The 22653-nt window shown below is 38.5% G+C and carries 23 protein-coding genes and 2 tRNA genes; 1 reads left to right on the top strand and 24 read right to left on the bottom strand.

From position 1 onward, the window contains the following. Positions 1 to 76: 76 nt before the first annotated feature. The 7 genes from HMPREF9180_RS06545 to HMPREF9180_RS06575 form a co-directional block, all read right to left on the bottom strand. Positions 77 to 1033: a hypothetical protein gene (locus HMPREF9180_RS06545; RefSeq protein WP_006145720.1), complete on the bottom strand. Its 957-nt coding sequence runs from the start codon at positions 1031 to 1033 to the stop codon at positions 77 to 79. A 78-nt stretch (positions 1034 to 1111) separates the two neighbouring features. Then, positions 1112 to 1990: a 16S rRNA (cytidine(1402)-2'-O)-methyltransferase gene (gene rsmI / locus HMPREF9180_RS06550; protein ID WP_006145721.1), complete on the bottom strand. Its 879-nt coding sequence runs from the start codon at positions 1988 to 1990 to the stop codon at positions 1112 to 1114. 2 nt (positions 1991 to 1992) lie between these two features. Next, positions 1993 to 2310 carry a DNA replication initiation control protein YabA gene (gene yabA, locus HMPREF9180_RS06555; protein ID WP_006145722.1) on the bottom strand — a complete coding sequence of 106 codons (318 nt, stop codon included), beginning with the start codon at positions 2308 to 2310 and terminating at the stop codon, positions 1993 to 1995. 34 nt (positions 2311 to 2344) lie between these two features. After that, positions 2345 to 3229, bottom strand: coding sequence for a DNA polymerase III subunit delta' (locus HMPREF9180_RS06560; protein WP_006145723.1), 885 nt, complete (start codon positions 3227 to 3229; stop codon positions 2345 to 2347). Continuing rightward, entirely contained in the window at positions 3226 to 3864 is a 639-nt protein-coding gene (gene tmk, locus HMPREF9180_RS06565) for a dTMP kinase (protein WP_006145724.1), read from the bottom strand. Before tmk ends, HMPREF9180_RS06560 begins: the two co-directional genes overlap by 4 nt. A gap of 270 nt (positions 3865 to 4134) precedes the next feature. Next, on the bottom strand, positions 4135 to 5331 hold the full coding sequence (tuf, locus tag HMPREF9180_RS06570; protein WP_006145725.1) for an elongation factor Tu: 1197 nt from the start codon (positions 5329 to 5331) through the stop codon (positions 4135 to 4137). Positions 5332 to 5535: 204 nt separating this feature from the next. Further along, positions 5536 to 6645, bottom strand: a complete 1110-nt coding sequence (locus HMPREF9180_RS06575) for an AI-2E family transporter (protein ID WP_006145726.1) — start codon at positions 6643 to 6645, stop codon at positions 5536 to 5538. 105 nt (positions 6646 to 6750) lie between these two features. On the opposite strand from HMPREF9180_RS06575, the gene pbp3 reads away from it, so the two are divergent. Continuing rightward, entirely contained in the window at positions 6751 to 7992 is a 1242-nt protein-coding gene (gene pbp3 / locus HMPREF9180_RS06580) for a D-alanyl-D-alanine carboxypeptidase PBP3 (protein ID WP_006145727.1), read from the top strand. Positions 7993 to 8026: 34 nt separating this feature from the next. On the opposite strand, the gene HMPREF9180_RS06585 is transcribed toward pbp3, so the two are convergent. The 17 genes from HMPREF9180_RS06585 to HMPREF9180_RS06665 all read right to left on the bottom strand — a co-directional run bounded on the left by HMPREF9180_RS06585 (position 8027) and on the right by HMPREF9180_RS06665 (position 22634). Further along, positions 8027 to 8596, bottom strand: a complete 570-nt coding sequence (locus tag HMPREF9180_RS06585; protein ID WP_006145728.1) for a hypothetical protein — start codon at positions 8594 to 8596, stop codon at positions 8027 to 8029. 19 nt (positions 8597 to 8615) lie between these two features. Beyond that, the gene (gene sufB, locus HMPREF9180_RS06590; protein ID WP_000797046.1) at positions 8616 to 10028 is read right to left on the bottom strand and encodes a Fe-S cluster assembly protein SufB; all 1413 of its coding nucleotides are present in this window, start codon (positions 10026 to 10028) and stop codon (positions 8616 to 8618) included. A gap of 57 nt (positions 10029 to 10085) precedes the next feature. Then, complete coding sequence (gene sufU / locus HMPREF9180_RS06595; protein WP_006145731.1) at positions 10086 to 10526, bottom strand: Fe-S cluster assembly sulfur transfer protein SufU; 441 nt, start codon at positions 10524 to 10526, stop codon at positions 10086 to 10088. Beyond that, entirely contained in the window at positions 10513 to 11739 is a 1227-nt protein-coding gene (locus HMPREF9180_RS06600; RefSeq protein WP_006145733.1) for a cysteine desulfurase, read from the bottom strand. The genes sufU and HMPREF9180_RS06600 overlap by 14 nt, the downstream gene beginning before the upstream one ends. 10 nt (positions 11740 to 11749) lie before the next feature. Beyond that, positions 11750 to 13012, bottom strand: a complete 1263-nt coding sequence (gene sufD / locus HMPREF9180_RS06605; RefSeq protein WP_006145734.1) for a Fe-S cluster assembly protein SufD — start codon at positions 13010 to 13012, stop codon at positions 11750 to 11752. Between the two features lie 27 nt (positions 13013 to 13039). After that, entirely contained in the window at positions 13040 to 13810 is a 771-nt protein-coding gene (gene sufC, locus HMPREF9180_RS06610; protein WP_006145735.1) for a Fe-S cluster assembly ATPase SufC, read from the bottom strand. Between the two features lie 154 nt (positions 13811 to 13964). Beyond that, the gene (locus HMPREF9180_RS06615) at positions 13965 to 14159 is read right to left on the bottom strand and encodes a DUF3272 family protein (protein WP_006145736.1); all 195 of its coding nucleotides are present in this window, start codon (positions 14157 to 14159) and stop codon (positions 13965 to 13967) included. Between the two features lie 22 nt (positions 14160 to 14181). After that, positions 14182 to 15846: a DNA polymerase III subunit gamma/tau gene (dnaX, locus tag HMPREF9180_RS06620; protein ID WP_006145737.1), complete on the bottom strand. Its 1665-nt coding sequence runs from the start codon at positions 15844 to 15846 to the stop codon at positions 14182 to 14184. Further along, positions 15846 to 16343 (bottom strand): GAF domain-containing protein, encoded by a 498-nt coding sequence (locus HMPREF9180_RS06625; RefSeq protein WP_006145738.1) that lies wholly within the window; start codon positions 16341 to 16343, stop codon positions 15846 to 15848. Before HMPREF9180_RS06625 ends, dnaX begins: the two co-directional genes overlap by 1 nt. Before the next feature lie 85 nt (positions 16344 to 16428). Beyond that, positions 16429 to 17631 (bottom strand): 30S ribosomal protein S1, encoded by a 1203-nt coding sequence (gene rpsA, locus HMPREF9180_RS06630; RefSeq protein ID WP_006145742.1) that lies wholly within the window; start codon positions 17629 to 17631, stop codon positions 16429 to 16431. A 158-nt stretch (positions 17632 to 17789) separates the two neighbouring features. Next, a tRNA-Gln gene (locus HMPREF9180_RS06635) sits at positions 17790 to 17861 on the bottom strand. 9 nt (positions 17862 to 17870) lie between these two features. After that, positions 17871 to 17951: transfer RNA gene (locus tag HMPREF9180_RS06640), tRNA-Tyr, on the bottom strand. Positions 17952 to 18000: 49 nt separating this feature from the next. Then, the gene (locus HMPREF9180_RS06645; RefSeq protein WP_006145744.1) at positions 18001 to 18231 is read right to left on the bottom strand and encodes a DUF2969 domain-containing protein; all 231 of its coding nucleotides are present in this window, start codon (positions 18229 to 18231) and stop codon (positions 18001 to 18003) included. A 133-nt stretch (positions 18232 to 18364) separates the two neighbouring features. Next, positions 18365 to 19009: a pyroglutamyl-peptidase I gene (pcp, locus tag HMPREF9180_RS06650; RefSeq protein ID WP_006145745.1), complete on the bottom strand. Its 645-nt coding sequence runs from the start codon at positions 19007 to 19009 to the stop codon at positions 18365 to 18367. A gap of 13 nt (positions 19010 to 19022) precedes the next feature. Continuing rightward, entirely contained in the window at positions 19023 to 19946 is a 924-nt protein-coding gene (locus HMPREF9180_RS06655) for a DUF979 domain-containing protein (protein ID WP_006145746.1), read from the bottom strand. Next, positions 19943 to 20632: a DUF969 domain-containing protein gene (locus HMPREF9180_RS06660; RefSeq protein ID WP_006145747.1), complete on the bottom strand. Its 690-nt coding sequence runs from the start codon at positions 20630 to 20632 to the stop codon at positions 19943 to 19945. The genes HMPREF9180_RS06655 and HMPREF9180_RS06660 overlap by 4 nt, the downstream gene beginning before the upstream one ends. A gap of 34 nt (positions 20633 to 20666) precedes the next feature. Continuing rightward, entirely contained in the window at positions 20667 to 22634 is a 1968-nt protein-coding gene (locus HMPREF9180_RS06665; protein ID WP_006145748.1) for a peptide ABC transporter substrate-binding protein, read from the bottom strand. Positions 22635 to 22653 lie beyond the last annotated feature (19 nt).

Consider the following 22653-nt stretch of genomic DNA (forward strand, 5'->3'; position numbering starts at 1 on the left):
AATTAATACTTGGTCCATTATACCAAAAAGCTAAGTAAAAAGACAGACAGGAGTATTCCTGAATGTCTTTCCAAAATTATTGTTTAACAAAACTGAATGTCTTATAAGCATACAGATGACTATTATCTTTATAACTGATACCAAATCCTACTTCAGTATTTCTAGGTAGTTTTTCAATTTCAACTATTTGAGCAAGTAAATATTGGAAATCAGAGTCTGTCCAATTGTCAATATCTTCATTCGTTACTTGGAGGTTTTGTTTTCGTACCTGTTCTATGTCAGTGTGTATGTGAATACTAAAGGTCGAACGATTATCAACAACTCTTTTTAAGAGTGTATCTCGATTGCGAATAAACGTCTCTTCATCGAGATTGTTGACTCTACTTGGGTCTAAATCCTCAATTAAGGGAGTTAGTTCTTCTATATCCGTCTTCAAAATTGCCTCTCTTTTTTCTTGTTCTTCAAGACGAGTTTTGGGATTACCATTATATTCTTCTTTCGGAACCAAAGAATAAATCGAGTTAAAGTAGTCTAATTCAACTGAGTTTTTAATATAAAGCTTCCTAAGATTATCATCTTTTATATATGTAAAAGTCAAACTATCACTTTGAAGTATCGTATTGTAAGCTTTTTTAAATCGGTCATAGTCGTCATCACCAGAATCATACTTCATTTCTAAACGATAGACTGTTTTCTTAGGAAAAACAAAGAAAATTTTCTTTTCAACTTCTTTAAGCTCCGGATTGTATTTAAGGACTGGAGTTTTCTCAACATAGTCTTTTTCAAAATCCACATAGACATCAACTACTCGTCTAGTTCCTTTAACGTAATTCGGATATCTATTATAATCAATGGCAGCTGTCGAGTATTCTTCTGCTTCTAGTTCTGCAGCTTCTACTACGGAACGGATATTTGAAATAGCTGTTTTAGCTAAATCACGATCGACTCTGTAGTTGTTACATGCCGATAAAATAAATAAGGTGAGAGTAGGCAACAGTAGCCCAATTACTTTCTTCAACACTTTGCTTTTCATTTCCCCTCCAAATAAGCAATCTTAGCAGAATGTTTATGATTGTTATTTTTGTTTCAGGAAGAAGGCAAACTTACCTGTTTAGTCATTAGATTGATTCTCTTCCCATTCATGATAAGCTGCGTAGAGCTGACTTTTGTTCCACTGGTAAATCTTTGCGACTTCCTTAATGGCTTGATTTTTCTTAACACCTTGTTGGATACGTTCTTGTATCTCAGAGAATAAATCCTCTTCATCCTTATCTTCTACTTCTTGACTAGCCCCTTCTACGATGAGAAGACACTCGCCCTTGAGCGGTGTTTCAGATATGTTTTCCAATAACTCTGTAATATGCCCTCGCTGGTATTCTTCATAAATCTTAGTCAATTCTCGAACTAGAACTACTGGACGGTCACCATAGACTTCTAGCATATTTTCCAACGTATCTGCCACACGGTGAGGTGATTCGTAGAAAATCTGGGTTTCTGGATAAGCTTTTTTATCCTCGAAAAACTGCTTTTGTTGCCCTGTTTTTCGAGGCAGAAAACCATAAAATATGTGAGGTTGTGGTGCTAATCCACTGGCAATCAGAGCAGAAATTCCTGCACTAGCACCTGGAACTGTGACGACAGCAATATCTTCTGCAATGGCTGCTTTAACCAAATCGTGACCAGGGTCTGAAATACTAGGAAGGCCTGCATCAGATACTTGAGCAATATTTTGACCTTGTTTCAACAAATCAATCAAATCTGGAATCTTTTCCTTGGAATTGTGCTCATGAAAACTGATTTGTTTGGTCGAAATATCAAAATGCTTAAGCAAGAGTCCAGTATTACGAGTGTCCTCTGCAGCAATCCAATCCACTTCTTTCAAAGTCTGAATAGCACGAAAGGTCATATCCTCTAGATTCCCAATTGGAGTTGCGACAAGATATAACTTACCATAAGGTGACTGACCTTTAAAACTTTTTTGAATCTGCATGCTTACTCCCTAAACAACAATTCATCACAAAACATGCATTCTTCGTCTTGTTCACGACGTTGGCCATAAAAGTCGCGACACACATGAAATCCGTCGTCATAGATTCGGCTTACATTTTCTCTGACATGTTTGGTCTTCGTTGGAGCTGTCTCTTCTTCCTCACTCAAGCGCTCTCTCAGTTTATCGTTCTCTAAACGAAGAGCTGTATTCTCTTCTACAACACTCTTGAGATTTTTTTTGATGGCTTCGACATCAGCCAAGGTTGCCAACAACTGTTGAGAAAAATCATCTAAGGCATCAAATAATTCTTTCTTGTTCATGAACAGCCCTTTCTTTTATTTTTCCATTTTCTTATTATTGTAAAGCGAGGTATTCCAAAGCATTTTGGAAGGAAACATTTGCCTTCCACATTCTTCGAGCTTCAAGGAGATTTTGTAAGATTGTACGTGCTGCATTTTTTTGAACCTCTTGGCCTGCTAAAACTTCTAAAATTCTAAAGACTTGATCTTGCTTTTCTTTGTCGTCCGCTAAACTAGATAACTTTGCCACCTGCAAATACGATTCCTTTTCCCCAGCTTCTAACCAAGTATAGAATCTCTCACATTCTTCAACTAAAGTCCAAAAACTTGTTTGATTTGTTAGCTTTTCGGCTTCTGCTTGCGATTGACTAAACTCAGCTAAAAGTCTTGCCTTATTTTTGACCAAGCCTGATTTTTCAAGCTCAGCCATAAGATTTGCAACTTGTTTCTGAAATTGGAAAATCTGTGTCCGACTTCGAATGGTTGGTAACATCTGCTCTTGATCATTGGTTAAAAAGAAAATATAGATTTCACTCTGTGGTTCCTCAATAACCTTTAGTAGCGAATTAGCAGCATTAACATGCATTTTTTCTGCTTGTTCAATGATAAAAACCTGACGTTGGTTTTCAATCCCTGATTGAGAAAACTGCCCAACTAATTCTCTAATTCTCTCCGTTTTAATGAGTTGATTCATCGGACGAATAATGGTGACATCAGGAAATTCTTCTTGATCAATCAACTTACAATTTCTGCAAGTCTCGCAGGGTAAAACACCCTGTTTTTCTGTACAGAACAAACTCTTTGACAGGAATAAAGCCATCTCCATACTTCCAAAAAATCCTGAAAAAAGATAAGCATGATTGAGCTGTTTTTGTTCCAAAATATGAACAAACCGTTCAAATTGCTGAGGTTGAGAGACTTTTAATTGCTCTTGATTCATTCTTGAATCCCCATTCTGTCAAATAAGACCTGCTTAGTATTTTCAACAACTTGATCTAGTGGTAAGCTGGCATCAATTTTAACAATGCGTTCACCCTCTTTTTCAAGAAGAGAGAGATATCCCTGGCGAACTTTACGGTGCAAGTCTAGGCCTTCCAAATCTAAACGATTGACTTCTCGATTGCTATTTGCAGCGATTCGTTCAAGGCCTTTTTCCACCTCAATATCAAAATAAAGTGTCAAATCTGGTTTAAGACCATCAGTCGCAAATTGATTGAGCCAATCAATAGCCTCAATATCCAAACCACGACCAAAGCCTTGATAAGCAACTGAACTATCAATAAAACGATCCATGATGACCAGTTTCCCTGCTGCAAGGGCTGGTAAGACCTTTTCCACTAGGTGTTGTCTGCGACTAGCAATATAGAGTAAAAGCTCTGTTTTGGCATCCATTTGAGTATGACTTGGATCTAAAATAACTTCTCGTATCTTTTCACCAATCAATACGCCTCCTGGTTCACGTGTTGTTAAAACCTCTATATTTTTCTCTTCTAACACAGGAAGGATAGCTTCAAGCACGCTTGTTTTCCCAGCTCCCTCGGGCCCCTCTATAGAGACTAAAAATCCTTTTGACATGACGAACTCATTTCTTTTTTTCTTCCTTCTATTTTATCAAAAAAATAGGCATTTGTGAAAAGCTTTTTAACCTTATAAAAATTTATTCTGAAAAACTAGGATATACATTCGTTAATAAATAAGATAATTATTTAATTAAGTTTCTATATTCGTAATCAACTACCATACTGTCTTATTTTGTTTTTGTATAACTAGAAAAAAAGAACCTTGCATAGCAAGGTTCTTTGATTGTCTGACTTAAATAATTGTTCTTCTGGGAACTAAATCGAATTAAGCTTCGATTTCTGTAACCATACCTGAACCAACAGTACGTCCACCTTCACGGATTGAGAATGTAGTACCTTGTTCTACGGCGATTGGGTGGATCAACTCAACGTCGATAGTCACGTTATCACCAGGCATTACCATTTCTGTACCAGCAGGAAGTTCGATTGAACCTGTAACGTCTGTAGTACGGAAGTAGAATTGAGGACGGTAGTTGTTGAAGAATGGAGTATGACGTCCACCTTCTTCTTTAGTAAGGATGTAAACTTCACCTTTGAATTTAGTGTGTGGGTGGATTGAACCTGGTTTAGCGATAACTTGTCCACGTTCGATTTCATCACGTTGGATACCACGTAGAAGCACACCAACGTTATCTCCTGCAAGACCTTCATCAAGTTGTTTACGGAACATTTCAACACCAGTAACAACTGCTTTTTGAATTTCTTCTTTGATACCAACGATTTCGATTTCGTCGTTGACTTTAACAGTACCACGGTCGATACGTCCTGAAGCAACAGTACCACGTCCAGTGATTGAGAATACGTCTTCGACTGGAAGAAGCAATGGTTTATCAGTATCACGTTCTGGTTCTGGAATGTATTCGTCAACAGTATCCATCAATTCCATGATGATGTCTTCGTATTTAGAATCACCTTCAAGAGCTTTAAGAGCAGAACCTTGGATAACTGGAAGTTCGTCACCTGGGAAGTCGTATTCTGAAAGAAGGTCACGGATTTCCATTTCAACCAATTCAAGCAATTCTTCGTCATCAACCAAGTCAACTTTGTTCATGAAGACGATCAAGTGTTTAACACCAACTTGACGTGAAAGAAGGATGTGTTCACGTGTTTGTGGCATTGGTCCGTCTGTTGAAGCTACTACAAGGATAGCTCCGTCCATTTGAGCGGCACCAGTAATCATGTTTTTAACGTAGTCCGCGTGTCCTGGAGCGTCGATGTGAGCGTAGTGACGTTTTGCAGTTTCATATTCAACGTGCGCAGTGTTGATAGTGATACCGCGTTCGCGTTCTTCTGGTGCAGCATCGATAGACGCATAGTCTTTAGGTTGGTTAACTGCTGAAGGCAAGCGACGTGCCAAAACAGTTGTGATAGCTGCAGTTAGGGTAGTTTTACCGTGGTCAACGTGTCCAATAGTACCAATGTTAACGTGTGGTTTACTACGATCGTATTTTTCTTTTGCCATTTGAGTAAAAGCCTCCAATAAAATATATTTTATAGATAGACAGTAGGCAATACAGTCTAACTTCCTTACTATTTTATCAAATTTTAGCTAAATTGCAAGTGTTTTACAAAGTTTTTGTGAATTATTCTCATCCTTACACTTGCTTTTAGGGAGACTCTTTTAAGGTTATGAATCAAAAAACGAATCAGATAAAATCCGATTCGCTTATTCTGATAAATATTTTTCTACTTCTTTAGCTTCCTTGTGATTTTCATACAAACGAGCTAAAAATTTTGAAATTTCTTTTAAAATTGAGTAGGTAGGTACTGCTACAATCATTCCAACCACACCGTAAATATTACTTGATAACAACAGTAAGACTAAAATTGTAATTGGATGAACCTTCATGACTCCACCAACAATACGTGGATAAAGGATATTTCCATCTACTTGCTGGATAATCAACATATAAATGACAGCTATGATCATTTTTTGTGGGTCTGTGAATAAATTTGAAATAACCATAGGAATCAATCCGATACTTGGTCCAACATAGGGAATCAAATTCGCTAAACCAGAAAAAATTGCAAAAACCAATGCATATCTAAGCCCGATAACACTATAACCAATATAAGCTAAACATCCGATGATGAGAGCATCAATTGATACACCACTAATATAACGAGAAATAGTTGAATTCAGATTTTTTAATAAGCCAGAGATATTTCGCTTATCTCTTTTTAAAACAGATCTTTCCAGCATCGGTAAAAATTTATGCCCGTCCAGAAGGAAATATATCAAGAAGACCGGTGTCATAATAATAATTAAAACAGTACTTACTAAAGCTGAAAGAACACTACCGACACTATTCGTCACACTATTTAAGATATTCTGTAAAATATCAACATAAGAAAGGTTTAATTGTTGAATGGTTTGCTGGATATCAATCTCTTGGAAAGTAGGATATTTTGATAACTCAATCACTAGATCTTGGAGTCGACCATAGATACCTTGGCTAGAACTGATCAAGCTACTCAACTGATTGATTAAAATCGGTAAAAGATAGACAACACCAATGACGATTGAACCAAAGAGAACAAAAAGAGTCAACAAAATCCCAATGATTCGGTTGATTTTACATTCTTTCTCTAAAAAGATGACAATTGGATTGGTTAGATAATACAAAAATCCTCCTAATAAAAAAGGAATCATGATTGTATTTACAACACTTACAAATGGCGTTATAATAGCCCCCATTTCCCTCCATAGGTATAAAATTAAGGTTATAAATAAAATTTCAGTTGTCCAGAAGAATAATTTATTTCTCCGAAACATAGGCCACCTCCTCTTTTTCCTATTTTACCATAATTCGAAAAAGATTGATAACCTTCATCATAAAAACAAGAATATTTTTAGTCTTTATGATAGAATAAAGTTACTATGAAGAAATTATTTTTAGCATTACTAACACTTATTTTGTGTGCTTCTACTACTACTGTTTTTGCTCAGGATTTTAACGTCCCTGCAAAACACGCCATTGCTGTTGAAGCTACTACTGGTAAAATTTTATATGAAAAAGACGCGACTCAACCTGTTGAAATCGCATCTATTAGTAAGTTACTTACTGTTTACCTAGTCTATGAAGCCCTAGATCAAGGAAAAATCACTCTTTCTACCCCAGTAGAAATTTCAGATTACCCTTACAAGCTCACGACCAACTCTGAAGCAAGTAACGTTCCTATGGAGGCTAGGAACTATACCGTTGAAGAGTTGCTAGAAGCAACTCTGGTATCGAGTGCCAATAGTGCAGCGATCGCTTTAGCAGAAAAGATTGCTGGTTCTGAAAAAGACTTTGTTGACATGATGAAGGCTAAACTTCTTGAATGGGGAATCCAAGATGCTACACTCGTCAACTCAACTGGTCTCAACAATGAAACCCTTGGAAACAATATCTATCCAGGTTCTAAGAAAGACGATGAAAATAAATTGAGTGCCTACGATGTTGCTGTTGTAGCTCGTAATCTGATTCTCAAATATCCTCAGGTCTTAGAAATCACGAAGAAACCTTCTTCTACTTTTGCAGGAATGACCATTCATTCTACAAACTATATGTTAGAAGGATTACCTGCTTATCGTGGTGGAGTTGACGGTCTTAAAACAGGAACAACGGATAAAGCAGGAGCATCCTTTGTAGGTACAACCGTAGAAAAAGGAATGCGTATCATCACAGTTGTCCTTAATGCAGATAACCAAAATACGAATCCTTACGCGCGTTTTACAGCAACCTCTGCTCTCTTAGACTACATCTCTTCTAATTTTGCACTTCAAACAATCGTCAATCAAGGAGAAAGTTATCAGGATAGCAAATCACCTGTCTTAGATGGAAAGCAAAATACTGTTGCAGCTGTCGCTAAAGAAGATATAAAAATTGTTCAACGTCTTGGAAGTCGAGCTCAATCATCTGTTACCTATACAGCGGATACTACTGAACACACTGCTCCACTTGAGGCAGGTACTGTCGTTGGACATCTAACATACGATGACAAGGACTTGGTTGGCCAAGGTTATATTACATCTGATAAACCAACCTTTGATATGGTCTCTGATAAAAATATCGAAAAAGCTTTCTTTTTAAAAGTTTGGTGGAACAACTTTGTACGATTCATAAATGAAAAATTATAAAAAATCGCGAATAATCGCGATTTTTTTGTATTGTTTAGAATTCGTAGTATGGGAACGGACGGTCACTATCTAAAGGACGATTTGAAATTTCTTGTTTCAGAATAGCGCGCCAACCAGATACCAATTCTTCAAAAGTCAATTTGACTTCAGGAGAAGCTGTTGTAATTTTCCGTCCAAACCAAGCCATGGTTGCAGTTTCAAACTGAAGCATAGCGTAGTCGATTACCGGTACGTTTGCCTCTTCATAATTCTCATTTACTGCTTGGGCAACTTCTGATGCTTGTGGAAGAAGTTGATTGCTGATTTTATCTACAACACTTGCGTCCATCTCTCTCCAAGAAAGTAATTGACCATCTACCTGATAAAAGAGCTCAAAGGTTTCTTGATTTTCCTTGAAATTAGCAAGGACAAAAGCACGTTCTACTGCCTCAGGACCACCAGCAGCTTTTACAGCGTTTATCAAGAGAAGCTCTTCCGTTTGTCTCCAATAATCATCTGCTTCTTCTTCAAGATCAAAAACAAATGCCTGATCCAATTCTTCAATCGGTGCTTCTCCCTTATTCACTTTTTCAATCGTTCCAAACAATCGCTTTAAGAATCCCATTTGCGTCTCCTTTTTGTCCTTATCCGACTGATCCTTCCATTTCGTAGCTAATCAAACGGTTAAGCTCAACCGCATATTCCATCGGAAGTTCTTTGGTAAAGGGTTCGACAAATCCCATGACAATCATCTCAGTTGCTTCGGATTCTGATAAACCACGACTCATAAGGTAGTAGAGTTGTTCTTCAGAAATCTTAGACACCTTAGCTTCGTGCTCCAAAGCTACTTGTGAGTTGTGGATTTCATTAAATGGAATAGTATCTGATGCTGACAAGTCATCCATGATAATGGTATCACACTCGATGTGAGACACAGATTTTTTAGAGTTCTTGTTGAAAGTCACTTGTCCACGATAGTCTACCTTACCACCGCCTTTAGCGATTGATTTAGAGACGATAGAGGAACTTGTGTGCGGCGCATTGTGGATCATCTTAGCACCAGTATCTTGGTGTTGCCCTGCATTGGCAAAGGCAATCGAAAGCATAGTCCCACGCGCACCTTCTCCATCAAGGTAAACAGATGGATATTTCATAGTTGTTTTGGCACCTAAGTTTCCATCAATCCACTCAACAGTCGCATCTTTCAAAGCTTTAGCACGTTTGGTTACCAAGTTATAAACGTTGTCAGACCAGTTTTGAATAGTCGTATAACGCATATAAGCTCCGTCCAAAGCAAAGATTTCTACAATAGCAGCGTGCAAGCTGTTGCTTGAATAAGTTGGCGCTGTACATCCTTCTACGTAGTGGACACTTGCTCCCTCATCAACGATGATCAAGGTACGTTCAAACTGTCCAGTATTTTCGTTATTGATACGGAAGTAAGTTTGAAGTGGAATATCTACTTTGACCCCTTTTGGTACGTAGATAAAGGTTCCGCCAGACCATACTGCTGAGTTGAGGGCCGCCAACTTGTTATCTGTAGGCGGTACCAACTTAGCAAAGTATTGTTTAAACAAGTCTGGGTATTCCTTGAGGGCAGAATCTGTATCTGTAAAGATAATTCCTAACTTCTCAAATTCTTCCTTCATGTTATGGTAAACCACTTCTGACTCATACTGGGCAGAAGCTCCAGCTAGATAGGCACGCTCAGCTTCAGGAATCCCGATTCGTTCAAAGGTTTCTTTGATTTTTTCAGGAACGTCATCCCAAGAACGGGCTGGTTTATCAGATGGTTTTTGGTAGTAGATCAAGTCGTCAAAGTCAATCTCTGACAAGTCTGCTCCCCAAGTTTGCATGGGCATTTTTTTGAAGGTTTCATAAGATTTCAAACGGAATTCCAGCATCCACTCAGGTTCTCCCTTAGCAGCTGATAGTTCACGAATGACATCTTCATTCAATCCTTTTCCTGTCGATAGGACAGGCTCTACATCGTCATGGAAACCAAATTTATACTCACCAAGATCAATTGGTTTTGGTTCTACTCTTTCTTCAGCCATAATATCCTTTCTTTCATTCTTCATTTCTAATAATTCATAAGACAAAAGAAGCTTGTCTTATTGGTTTTCTTGGTCTTCAATTGTTTTCTTCAGGGCATTCCAAGCTAGGGTTGCGCATTTAATTCGTTGAGGGAATTTGGCAACTCCTGATAAAAAAGCTGCATCTCCAAGTTGATCTTGACGCTCATCCTCTTGCCCTTGAACCATTTCAGAAAAAATGGTCGCAAGCTCTAGGATTTCTTGCTTTGTCTTTCCTAAAACAACGTCTGTCATCATACTAGCAGAGGCAGTTGAGATGGTGCATCCTGAGTTTAGAAAAGCAATATCTTCCAAACGATCCTCTGCATCAAACTTGACAGAGAGATTGATGACATCGCCACAAGTTGGATTATTGAGACTGATTTGCTCAGCATCTTCTAACTTCCCTTGATGATGGGGATTTTTTGAATGGTCCGCTACCACTGCCATATAAAGGCTATCTAGTTTAGAAAGTGCCATTGAAAAACTCCTTTGTCTTTAGTAAAGCATCGACTAGTTTGTCGCAATCTGCCTTGGTATTGTAGATATAAAAACTAGCGCGAGCTGTTGCAGGGACTTCCAAATACTGGAGCAATGGTTGGGCACAATGATGACCGGCACGAACTGCTACTCCTTCATAATCCAGGGCTGTCGCAAGGTCATGAGGATGAAGGTCACCTAGGTTAAAGGCAATGACACCTGAACGTTGAGCCAAATCTTGCGAACCGTAAATGGTCAAACCCTCAATTGCCTGCAATTTTGGAAAGACGTATGCGATCAATTCTTGTTCATGGGCTTCAATCGCTTCCATACCAAGATTTTCAAGATAATCTACTGCAGCAGCCAGTCCAATCGCACCTGCCATATTGGGAGTTCCAGCCTCGAATTTCCAAGGTAATTCCTTCCAGCTTGCAGATTGTTCATAAACAAAATCAATCATCTCGCCACCAAATTCAACTGGTGACATTTGTTCCAGATACTTTTCCTTCCCATAAAGGACACCGATACCAGTCGGACCAGCCATCTTGTGACCTGAAAAGGCAAAGAAGTCAACGTCCAAGTCCTGAACATCAATCTTCATATGAGGTGTAGACTGAGCACCATCTACCACCATAATAGCTCCAACTTTATGAGCCATTTGCGTGATTTCTTTGATAGGATTGATCACTCCAAGAACATTGGAAGCATGTGCTAGTGAAACAAATTTAACCTTATCAGTCAATTTAGCTCGCAAGTCATCCATATCGAGAGCGCCATCTTTGAGATAAACATAGACAAGCTCAGCTCCGGTCTTTCGACAAGCTTCCTGCCATGGGATAATATTGGAATGGTGTTCCATGACTGAAATCAAGACCTGATCTCCCTCAGTCAAGGTTTCCTCAGCGAAACGTGCCACCCAGTTGAGACTAGTCGTAGTTCCTCTAGTGAAGAGTACTTCCTTTGTCGAACCTGCGTTGATGAACTTGCGAATGGTTTCGCGAGCAGCTTCATAAGATGCTGTCGCACGCTCTGCCAAAGTATGAACTCCTCGGTGGACATTGGCATTATCCTGCTCATAGTAGCGGTTAATGGCTTCCAGAACAGCTAGTGGTTTTTGTGTCGTCGCAGCATTATCCAAATAAATCAGAGGTTCGTCATTAACAATCTGATCTAAAATTGGAAAATCCTTGCGAATCGCTTCTACATCAAACATAGGCTTCCCCTTAGCGTTTTGACAATTTTTCTTCGATCGTCGCAATCATCTCATCACGAACTTCTTTGACTGGAATCTCAACGATTACAGATCCAAGGAATCCGCGAACAACCAAACGTTCTGCAGTTGCCTTGTCCAATCCACGGCTCATGAGATAGTACATGTCTTCTGGATCCACTTGACCGATTGAAGCTGCGTGTCCTGCAGTAACATCATTTTCATCAATCAAAAGGATTGGGTTAGCATCTGAACGAGCCTGGTCAGAAAGCATGAGAACACGGCTTTCTTGTTGCGCATCTGCTCCCTTAGCGCCCTTGATGATGTGTCCAATACCATTGAAAGTCAAAGTTGCTTTTTCAAGGATAACTCCATGTTGAAGGATATTACCAATAGAGTTGCAGCCATAGTTCGTCACTCGCGTATCAATCCCTTGAATCTGACGCCCACTTGATAAGGCAATGGCTTTAAGATCTGCATGGCTACCATTTCCAAGTAAATCACTATCAAAATCAGCAATGACGTTTCCTTCATTCATAACTGCAATTGCCCAGTCAATGCTTGCATCGTTGCCGAGTTTACCACGACGGCTAATGTAGGCCGTAACATTTTCACCTAGACGGTCAATAGCTGCAAATTTCACTTGCGCACCTGAACGTGCAATGACTTCTACTGTGATATTGGCAGTTGCTTTAGCACTACCTTCACCACGTGACTCTAGACGTTCAAGGTAACTAATCTTACTATTCTTCCCAGCGACAATGAGGATATGCTTGTTAAAAGGTACGTCGCTATCACTATCTTGGTAGAAAATCCCTTCAATTGGCTCTGTGATTTCTACGTTATCTGGAATATAGAGAACAGCACCACTGTTAAAGTAAGCTGTGTGGTAAGCTGCCAATTTGTCATCATCGTATTTCACAGATGACATGAAGAATTCTTTAATAATTTCCGGAATTTCTTCTAGTGCTGAATGGAAATCAGTAAAGACAACACCCTGTTCAGCTAACTCAACTGGAGTTTGTTCAAAAACAGTTTGAGTTCCTACTTGCACCAACTTCAAATGATTGTCCAAAGCAGTGAAGTCAGGGATATTTGTTGATGGTTCACTTTCTGTTATTGTTCCATCACCAAGATTCCAACGATGAAATTTTACACGTTCAATAGCCGGTAATTCCAAACTTTCAATTTTATCAAAAGCTTTTTGACGGAGTTCAGATAACCAACTTGGCTCAGCGTGTAATTCTGAAAAAAGTTTAATAGTTTCTTTAGTCATTTATGTCTCCTAAAAGATACGAGCGAATTACAGTTCTTCCTTATAGTCGTAGCCAAGTTCTTCAGCTAATTTTGCGTATCCTTCACGTTCCAAACGTGCAGCCAATTCAGGACCTCCAGAAAGAACGACACGCCCTTCCATCATCACATGTACTACATCTGGTGTGATATAGTTCAAGAGACGTTGGTAGTGAGTAATAATCATAGCACCAAAGCCTTCACCACGCATAGCATTGACGCCTTTAGATACAACTTTAAGAGCGTCGATATCAAGACCAGAGTCAATCTCATCAAGTAGGGCGAAAGTTGGTTCCAACATCAAGAGTTGAAGAATTTCATTACGTTTTTTCTCACCACCGGAGAAACCTTCATTGAGGTAACGCTCTGCCATTTCTTCTTTCATATTGAGCAATTCCATTTTTTCGTCTAATTTTTTCAAGAATTCACGAACTGAAATTTTTTCATCATCTTCTTTCCCAGCATTCATAGCTGCACGAAGAAATTCCGCATTGGTAATCCCAGGGATTTCTGATGGATATTGCATGGCAAGAAAAAGCCCCATGCGCGCACGTTCGTCTACTTCTAATTCCAAAATATTGACACCATCAAATAGGATTTCACCCTCAGTGACTTCATAGTTTGGATTTCCCATAATCGCTGCAGAAAGTGTTGACTTACCCGTTCCGTTTGGCCCCATAATCGCAGCAATTTCTCCAGTTTTAAGAGTTAAATTAACCCCTTTTAAAATTTCCTTATCTTCAATCGCAACATGAAGATTTCTGATTTCTAATACTGACATGATAATTCCTTTCTTTTCAATCTTTTTTACTGTTTTTACTTAAAACTAAATCTTTTTAAAGTCCTAGGAAAACACAGTAAAATGTCAATAAATATACTTTATTAGTATAACAAAAAAAAGCCTAAAAGGCTTTGATTTTGTCTAAAAACTAGTGTTACTCTTTTCTCTGAAAATGTTCATCTATAGCGCTCACAATTTTACCCATGATATAAGAGACACGAAAATTTCGGAGAATGAGAATTGCCCAGAGAAGAGCCATTAAATACTGTCCATTCATCATTGACTCATTAAAAAAGTAAGTTTCAGCAGCTGTAAATAGAGCCATGATAATAAATTGTTGTCTGTTCATCGTCTTTTACCAAAAATTCCTTTTAGTCTTCTTCAATGATTACTTTATCCTCTAAAAATTCAAAACCTTGAGGTAGTATAGATTCATCGGTCGCTTCCTGAACTACCTGTTCTGGAGAAGATTTAACCTTTGCTGAGAAGTCTGCTCGAACTTCTTTCCACTCTTCCATTGAGATTGCAAGAATCTCTGGAGAAAATCCAGCGGCTTTACTGAGAATATTTCCGAACACAGTATTCAGATTGTCTCGTTTCATAGTTTGACCAGCGTTAAAGTTAGATTCAAAAGCCAAAATCGCATGGTGTTCATTTGCTGCAACAGGTTGAGAACCAGCTAAAAGTGCCTTATCTGGTCCTGATAAGCTTTCGATGACTTCTCCCCAAGCATTTTGAAGTCGAATTAAGTTTTGACGGGCTAAGTCTGGATTTTCTATCGCTTCTTGCAAAATAGACTGAACCTTGTTTCGGTCTACACGATAGATTGACTTACTGTTAGACGGACGACTTGGTGTAGAAACAGTTTGCTTGGGATTAGAACCAACATTAGCAAGAGCTTGTTTCAATCGTGCAACTTCTTCTCGAAGAGAAGACAATTCCTCAGCCACTTCACCTGAAAGTTCTGGTTGGGAATCAATTTCTGCTAAACGAATAGTCATCATTTCGGCATAAATTTTAGGTTGTAGGCTAGCCTTAATATCAGCTAGACTTTTAGTAGCAAGGCTAATCATCTCAAACAAGACATCTTGTGGAAGTTCTAAGTTACCCTTGAATACATCACTATGATGCGAATTTTCTCCACCTGCTTGAACAATTAAGATATCACGCAAATATTGTAGTAAATCGACTACAAATCGTGTCATGCTTTTTCCATTCTCAAAAATCAGGTCCAGATTTTCCAAAGCACCTGTTACATCCTTTTGGACTAAAGCTGCTACATAATTATCCAAAGCACTTAAACTAATGGTTCCAGTGATTTCTTCTGAGACTGCAGTTGTCAATGTTGCTTCTTGGGTTAAGCTTAATGCCTGGTCTAGAATTGACAAGGCATCCCGCATACCACCTTCAGCTCGACGAGCAATAATTTCAACAGCTTCAGTCTCGTAATCAATCCCTTCCTTTTCTAAAATATAGAAGATGTGATCTCGAATATCCTGAGTTTTAATGGACTTAAACTCAAAACGTTGAACACGAGATAAAATCGTTGCAGGAATTTTATGAAGTTCTGTTGTTGCCAGAATAAAAACAACATTTGGAGTTGGTTCTTCCAGTGTTTTCAAAAGGGCATTAAAGGCACCTGTCGAAAGCATATGAACCTCATCAATGATATAAACCTTATACTGAGCTATACTTGGAGCATACGTTGATTTATCACGAATATCACGAATTTCATCAACCCCATTATTAGAAGCAGCATCCATTTCGATAACGTCTTCTAAACTTCCATCCGTAACAGCTTGGCAGATATAACAGTTATTACAAGGTTCTCCCCCTACTTGATTAGGGCAGTTCATCGCCTTAGCAAAAATCTTAGCCACACTGGTCTTACCAGTTCCACGAGGCCCTGAAAATAGGTAGGCGTGACTAATTTTATCTTGTTCCACAGCTTGTTTAAGCGTTCGAGCAATAACTTCCTGGCCCACTAGTTGTGAAAAATTTTGACTTCTATACTTTCGATAAAGCGCCTGATACATTATGCTTTCTCCTCAAACATTGAAAATACCCATTCTGTCTTTTCTAACAAGATGGTAACAAACTCTTCTAAATATCGTTGATCGATGTAATCATAATCATCTACATGAGATGAATCTAAGTCAAATACTCCCAGAAGCTGTCCATCTTTTACCATTGGAAGAACAATCTCACTACGAGCACTACTATCACAAGAAATATAGTTTGGATAGGTTTTTACATCACCAACAATAACCGTTTGACGGCTTGCTGCAGACTCTCCACAAACCCCTTTCCCAAGAGCGATTCTTACACATGAGACTCCACCCTGAAAAGGGCCTAAAATAAGCTCATTTCCGTCATATAAATAGAAACCTGCAAAAACAGTATGCGGAAAGTTCATTTTTAAGAGAGCACTGGCATTTGATAGATTAGCCAACACATTGGTCTCACCTTCTAAAAGACTAGAGAGTTGTTCATTTACAATTTGATAAATTGATTCTTTTTCGGAATGTAACATAAATCCATTATATCAAAAAAAACTAGTTGAAAAAAGAAAAATCCCTTGTTTTAACAACAAAGGATTTGTAATTAAATCTGATTGATTAAAGTTCGATGTCTCCGAACAAGTCAGCCATTGAGAATCCTGTTTGAGTTTCAGGAAGTTCAAAGTCACGTTTTTCTTGACGTTTTGGACGACGTGGACGTGGAGCACGTTTTTCTTCGTTTTGTCCTTCTTCTTGAGCTGGACGTTCTTCAAGAGCTTTGATAGAAAGTGATACACGTTCTGCATCAGCATTAACATCAAGAACTTTAACAGTAACTTCTTGACCAACTGTAAGAGCTTCTTTTGGATTTTCAATACGTTTGTGTGAAATTTGTGATACGTGAACAAGTCCATCGATACCTGGCAATACCTCAACAAATGCACCGAAGTCAGTCAAACGTTTAACTGTACCTTCTACAACGTCACCTTTAGCCAATTTTTGCTCAACGCCATCCCATGGTCCAGGTGTTGTTGCTTTAAGTGAAAGTGATACACGTCCTTCTTCTTCGTTAAGATCAAGGATTTTCACTTCAACTTCTTCACCAACAGTTACAACTGATTTTGGTGAAACGTTACGTTCGTGAGACAATTCAGTCAAGTGAACCAATCCATCAACACCACCAAGGTCGATGAAAGCACCGAAGCTTGTGATACGTGCAACTTTACCAGTTACAACATCACCAACAGCCAATTTACCGAAAACTTCTGCACGAGCTGCTGCAGTAGCTGCTTCTACAACTTCACGACGTGAAAGGATGAAGCGGTTTTCTTTAGGGTCAACTTCTTTGATTTTAGCTTCAAATTCTTGACCTACAAAACGCTCAGTGTTACGTACGAAACGAGTATCCAACATTGAAGCTGGAATAAATCCACGCAAACCTTCAAATTCTACTGAAAGTCCACCTTTAACAGCGCGAGTTCCTTTAACTGTAACAACTTCTTCTTCGCGTCCTACAAGTTTGTCCCATGCTTTGCGAGCTTCAAGGCGTTTTTTAGATACAAGGTATGTTACTGTATCAGTATCTTTACCAACTACTTGACGAAGTACAAGAACATCAAATACTTCACCTACTTTTACAAAGTCATTGATATCTGCATCGCGATCATTTGTCAATTCGCGAAGAGTCAAGACACCTTCAACACCAGTTCCTGAGATTGCAACGTTAGCTTGATTAGCATCAACTGTCAATACTTCGGCACTAACAACATCACCAGGTTCAACTTGGCTAACGCTATTTAGCAAATCTTCAAATTCATTCATCTAAAAAATCCTCCAACAATCAAGTTTTTTTAACTTGACATACTTATAATTTTTTTCCTAAGCACCCGCAACGACATGATAATCCCGAACGTCCTTCAATTATAAAAATAAAATACCCTAAGATATTTTCTTTTTATCTTGAATTTATTACCTAGAAACTGGGGTAGCTGGATTCGAACCAACGCATGAGGGAGTCAAAGTCCCTTGCCTTACCGCTTGGCTATACCCCATTAATGAGATGGAGAGAGAGGGATTCGAACCCCCGAACCCGAAGGAGCGGATTTACAGTCCGCCGCGTTTAGCCTCTTCGCTATCTCTCCGATAATGAACAAAGTCTATTATATCATGAAAATTTTCAAAAAACAAGCATTATTTTGCCAAATTATAGTTCTCAATCAAGATTTCCACAGCTTTTTCTAAATCTTTATAAAAACTTTCGACATTTCCATTTTTTACAATTGCAAATTGATTATCTAGTTCGACAATTTCACCGATTAGCTTCTTCCCAATTGTTAACGTGTAACCATCGTAGTTGTCTTTTCCGACAGCTATTTTAGCATCCGATAACTGAATCTCTATTTTTTTATCTTTTTTGCTCATACCATACCTCTTTTCACTTTCTCTATTTTACAAGAATTTCCCTAATCTAGCAAGAAAAAAACTCTCTACCAAGCCAATCTTGATAAAGAGTTTTCTGGATCATATGTGGGATTTTATCCTGAAATTTGAATGATTAGTGAGTCGTTCCACCTATTAATTTCAAGTCTTTATCTTTGTAATCCACGATAGCGCCAATCGCAGCTTCGATACCCCTGATAATGTCTGTAAGGTTCATAGATGCTGTATTGGGTTTATTTATCACTTGTTCTGTCATATAGGGAATATGCATAAAGCCTGCTCTCATGTTTGGAAACTTTTTATCCGCTAAATAGAGTGCCTGATACATCAAATGGTTGCAAACAAAGGTCCCTGCTGTATTAGATACTGTGGCAGGTAGGCCTTCCTCTTTTATGGCCTGCACCATTGCTTTGATAGGTAATTGGCTAAAGTAGGCTGCTGCTCCATCTGTACGAATCGGCGTATCAATTGGTTGATTTCCCTCATTATCAGGTATGCGAGCATCATCTTGATTGATGGCAACTCGCTCAGGAGTTAAACTCGCTCTTCCACCTGCCTGACCAATACAAAGCACCACATCTGGTTGATATCGTTTGATTTCTGATTCTAAAACCTCTGACGATTTATGAAAGACTGTTGGAATCTCTGCCCAACGAAGTTCTGCACCTTGAATTTCAGATGGTAATAATTTAACAGCTTCCAGAGCTGGATTGACCTTTTCACCACCAAAAGGATCAAAACCTGTAACTAATATTTTCATTTTATTTCCTTTACTAAAATGCCAAAAAGTACATCAGAAATACATGTAGGATAATCATGACAATAGCAACTCCCACTTGTGCTTTAATCACACCATTTGGATTTTTCATATCCAAAAGGGCTACCGGTAAGGTATTAAAATTCGCTGCCATAGGTGTCAACAAGGTTCCACAACAACCCGCTGTCATTGCTAGAGCAGAAGCTATAATAGGATTAGCTCCTAAAGAAAAAACAAAGGGAACACCAACTCCAGCGGTAATAACTGTAAAAGCTGCAAACGCATTCCCCATTATCATGGAGAATAGAACCATTCCAAGAACATAAGCCAAAACTCCCATAAAGCGACCACCTGAAGGAACAAAATCGCTAATCAGATGAGAAATTAAATCTCCGACACCTGCAACCGTAAAAATTGCCCCCAAGGCTCCCAACAATTGAGGAACAATCCCACTAGTTGAGACTTGCTGAACCATGCGATTATTTTCAGATAGTAAACTTTTGGGATGACTCTTGGTAATCAACAAAAGAGAGATGGTTGCTAATAAAGTTGCGAGGCTGATAGAAATCTTACTAAACTCAGGAATCACTTTAGCTAATACTAGCGCAATCAAAGCCATTAGCATTACTGGAATAAAAATTTTATTCTTCAATCTTTTGGCTTCAATGTTTGCCTTAACTTCATCCACAGTGGGTAAGCTTCCGATACGAACCTGTTTAAAAAGTGTAAGTAGAGCTAATATCACTACGATAGCACCAATATAGAGAGATGGTAGATAAGAACCACCAATAAAACTGATGCCCAACAAAGTCCAAAATCCAGCTGTTCCAAATCGAACTGGGTTCGTTTTGTCTTTACAGCTACAATAGGCTGTATGAAGGAATTGACAACCAATCACAATATAGGTCCACTCTAAAATCTGGTTTGCTATATCTGTCATTTTTGTGTCCTTTTTCTAACCTTTTTTGCTAACAGTTTTCTATCAAATAGATAATTGTAAATCCCAACCACAAGAAGGGCAATTCCTGCAACTATAAGAGAGGCTGAAGCAATTCCTGCATAATTGCTTTCGTAACCTAATTGGTCCAGTGTGCCCCCTATTAAGAGGACACCACCCGCACCAACGAAAGTGTTTTGAGCAAAGAAGTTTGCAAAATTATCATTTGCTGCAGCACGAGCTTTTATAGCTTCTTCTTCACTTTCAGTTAATTTTCGACCTAATTGTGATTCTGCAGCTGCCTTTCCCATGGGATGAACCAAGGGTCTTACAAATTGGGGCTGTCCTCCAAGACGAATAGCAAAGAAGCTATCTAGCTCTCGAATAAAGAAATAAACTGTATAAAAGCTTCCTACGGTTAATCCTTTAATCTTTTGAATCAAGTCAATCGAGCGTTTCTTGAGACCAAAAGTTTCAGATAAACCAACCAGTGGCAAGGTCACCATAAAAATCGTCAGAACACGTTGATTGCTAAATTCTCTTCCTAAAATTTCTAAGAATTCAGCAAGTGAAACTCCAGAAACTAGAGCTGTAACTAAACTAGCTAAGACTACCGTTGCAATGGTATCCAGTTTATAGATAAAACCAACCACAATGATAACGATTCCTATTAGTTTAATCCATTCCATATAGTCCCCTTTATACCAAAGATACTACCCTGTTTTATTGAACATGATTTTCTAGTTCTTTTTGGTATTTAGTATTTGATTCCAATTTTTCTTTTTGCCATTTTTCAAGGGCTGCTTGATATTCTTTAGCAGTTACAATCTCTTTTTGCAATTTCATTCCCTTAAAGATATATGGATCACCTTTAATACCAACTTGTGAGTATGGTTTAGAGAATGGAACGATATTGCTGACAACTGGTGAGCCACCTGATGAAGCTGTTGGCAACAAGAGAGAACTGTCAGTGAGCCAGGCTTGAGCTTTGGCATATTTTTCATATCTTTTATCCAAATCGTTTGTCTCAGAAACTGCATCATCCAAGAGTTTCTTATATTCGTCAAGACCTAGTTGAGCTACTACTTCCTTATCTTTCCCTTTAGTAATACCAAAGTGTTTCATAGCAGAACCTGTCTTAGGATCCATGATATTGAGATAACTTGCAGGGTCCTGATAGCTTGGAGCCCAACCAGTACTGTTCAAATCATAGTCTTTTTGAGAAGGGACACGTGCTTGTGATGTAATGGTTTCCTTTTCGTTATCTGTCATCTGAAGGACGTCAATCACAACATTTTCAGAACCAAGAGTTGACTCGATTGATTGTTTAAAGGAATTGCTTTGTTGAACGGCAATGGTATCTGTTTGTTGTACTGGAACATCTAAGTGAATTGGGAAATTAACACCTTTTTCTTCCAATTCTTTCTTAGCTTTTTCAAATGCAGCTTTGGCTTTGTCAGGATTATAAATGGTATCTTTTCCGTCTACAAGCTCAACGCCTTTCCATTGGTCTCCATAGTTAACCAATTCTGCTTGAGCGATATCACCAAAGTTTTTGCCACCAGATTGTACAAAGTTATCTGGAACTAGACTGTTACGAATAATCTTGTCCGCACCATCTTCACCATTGAGCTGTGCAGCATAAGAATGACGGTTGAAGGCAAAGTTGATTGCTTGACGGAAGTCCTTGTTCAACATGGCTTCTTTTGTAGAAGTTTTCTGTTCTTCACTTGTTTTCGCAGTCTTATTGTAAGATTGACGGTTTACGTTAAAGGTGAAGTAATAACTAGTTGAATCCTGTGGACTGTATGTGATTTTGTCTCCGTATTGCTCTAAAGTAGAGGCAAAGTTTGAGCTACTTGGGAAGATACGAGCTGTTGTATAAACACCTGAAGAGAAGCTACGGATTAATGATTCTTGGTCTGAACCATCATAGTAAGTTAATTTAACTTTCTCGATTTTAACCTTTTCTTTATCCCAATAATTTGGATTCTTTTCGTATTCGATTAAAGATTTTGAAGTCAAAGTCTTCAAGATATATGGACCGTTATAAAGAATACCAGATGGGCTAACTGCTCCGTAGTTCTTGCCAGAAGCTTTGAGGAATTCTTCATTAACAGGTAACATAGTTGCAGAAGTAACTTTTGAATTCCAGAAACTTTCAGGCGCATTTAGAGTATACTGGACTGTATAGTCGTCCAATACCTTAACCCCAACTGTAGAGAAGTCGTTAGTCTCACCAGTCACATATTCATTCAAGCCTTTGATTGAGTTTTGAATAAGGGTAATACCATCTGATTTGCCATCTGCTACGTGTTTCAACCCGGTAACAAAGTCATGTGCAGTTACTTCAGCGTATTCTTCACCTTCTGACGTGTACCATTTAACCCCTTTACGAAGTTTATAAGTATAAGTCAAACCGTCTTGTGAGACACTCCAATCCTCAGCGAGGGAAGGAATCAAATTCCCATATTCATCGTTTTCCAACAAACCATCAACGACGTTACCGATGATATCTGTTGTTGAAGTACGAGTTGCAATACTATAGTCCAGAGATGATGGATCCACACCATAAACGTAAGAGAAGGTTTTAGGTGCGTCCGCTTCTTTATCAGTTTTTCCACAAGCTGCTAGAAGAACTGTTGTGCTCAGGGCTACTCCTGCTGTTACCATCCATTTTTTCAATTTCATCTTAAAACTCCTTTTATTT

Source organism: Streptococcus peroris ATCC 700780, assembly GCF_000187585.1.
Lineage (GTDB): Bacteria > Bacillota > Bacilli > Lactobacillales > Streptococcaceae > Streptococcus > Streptococcus peroris.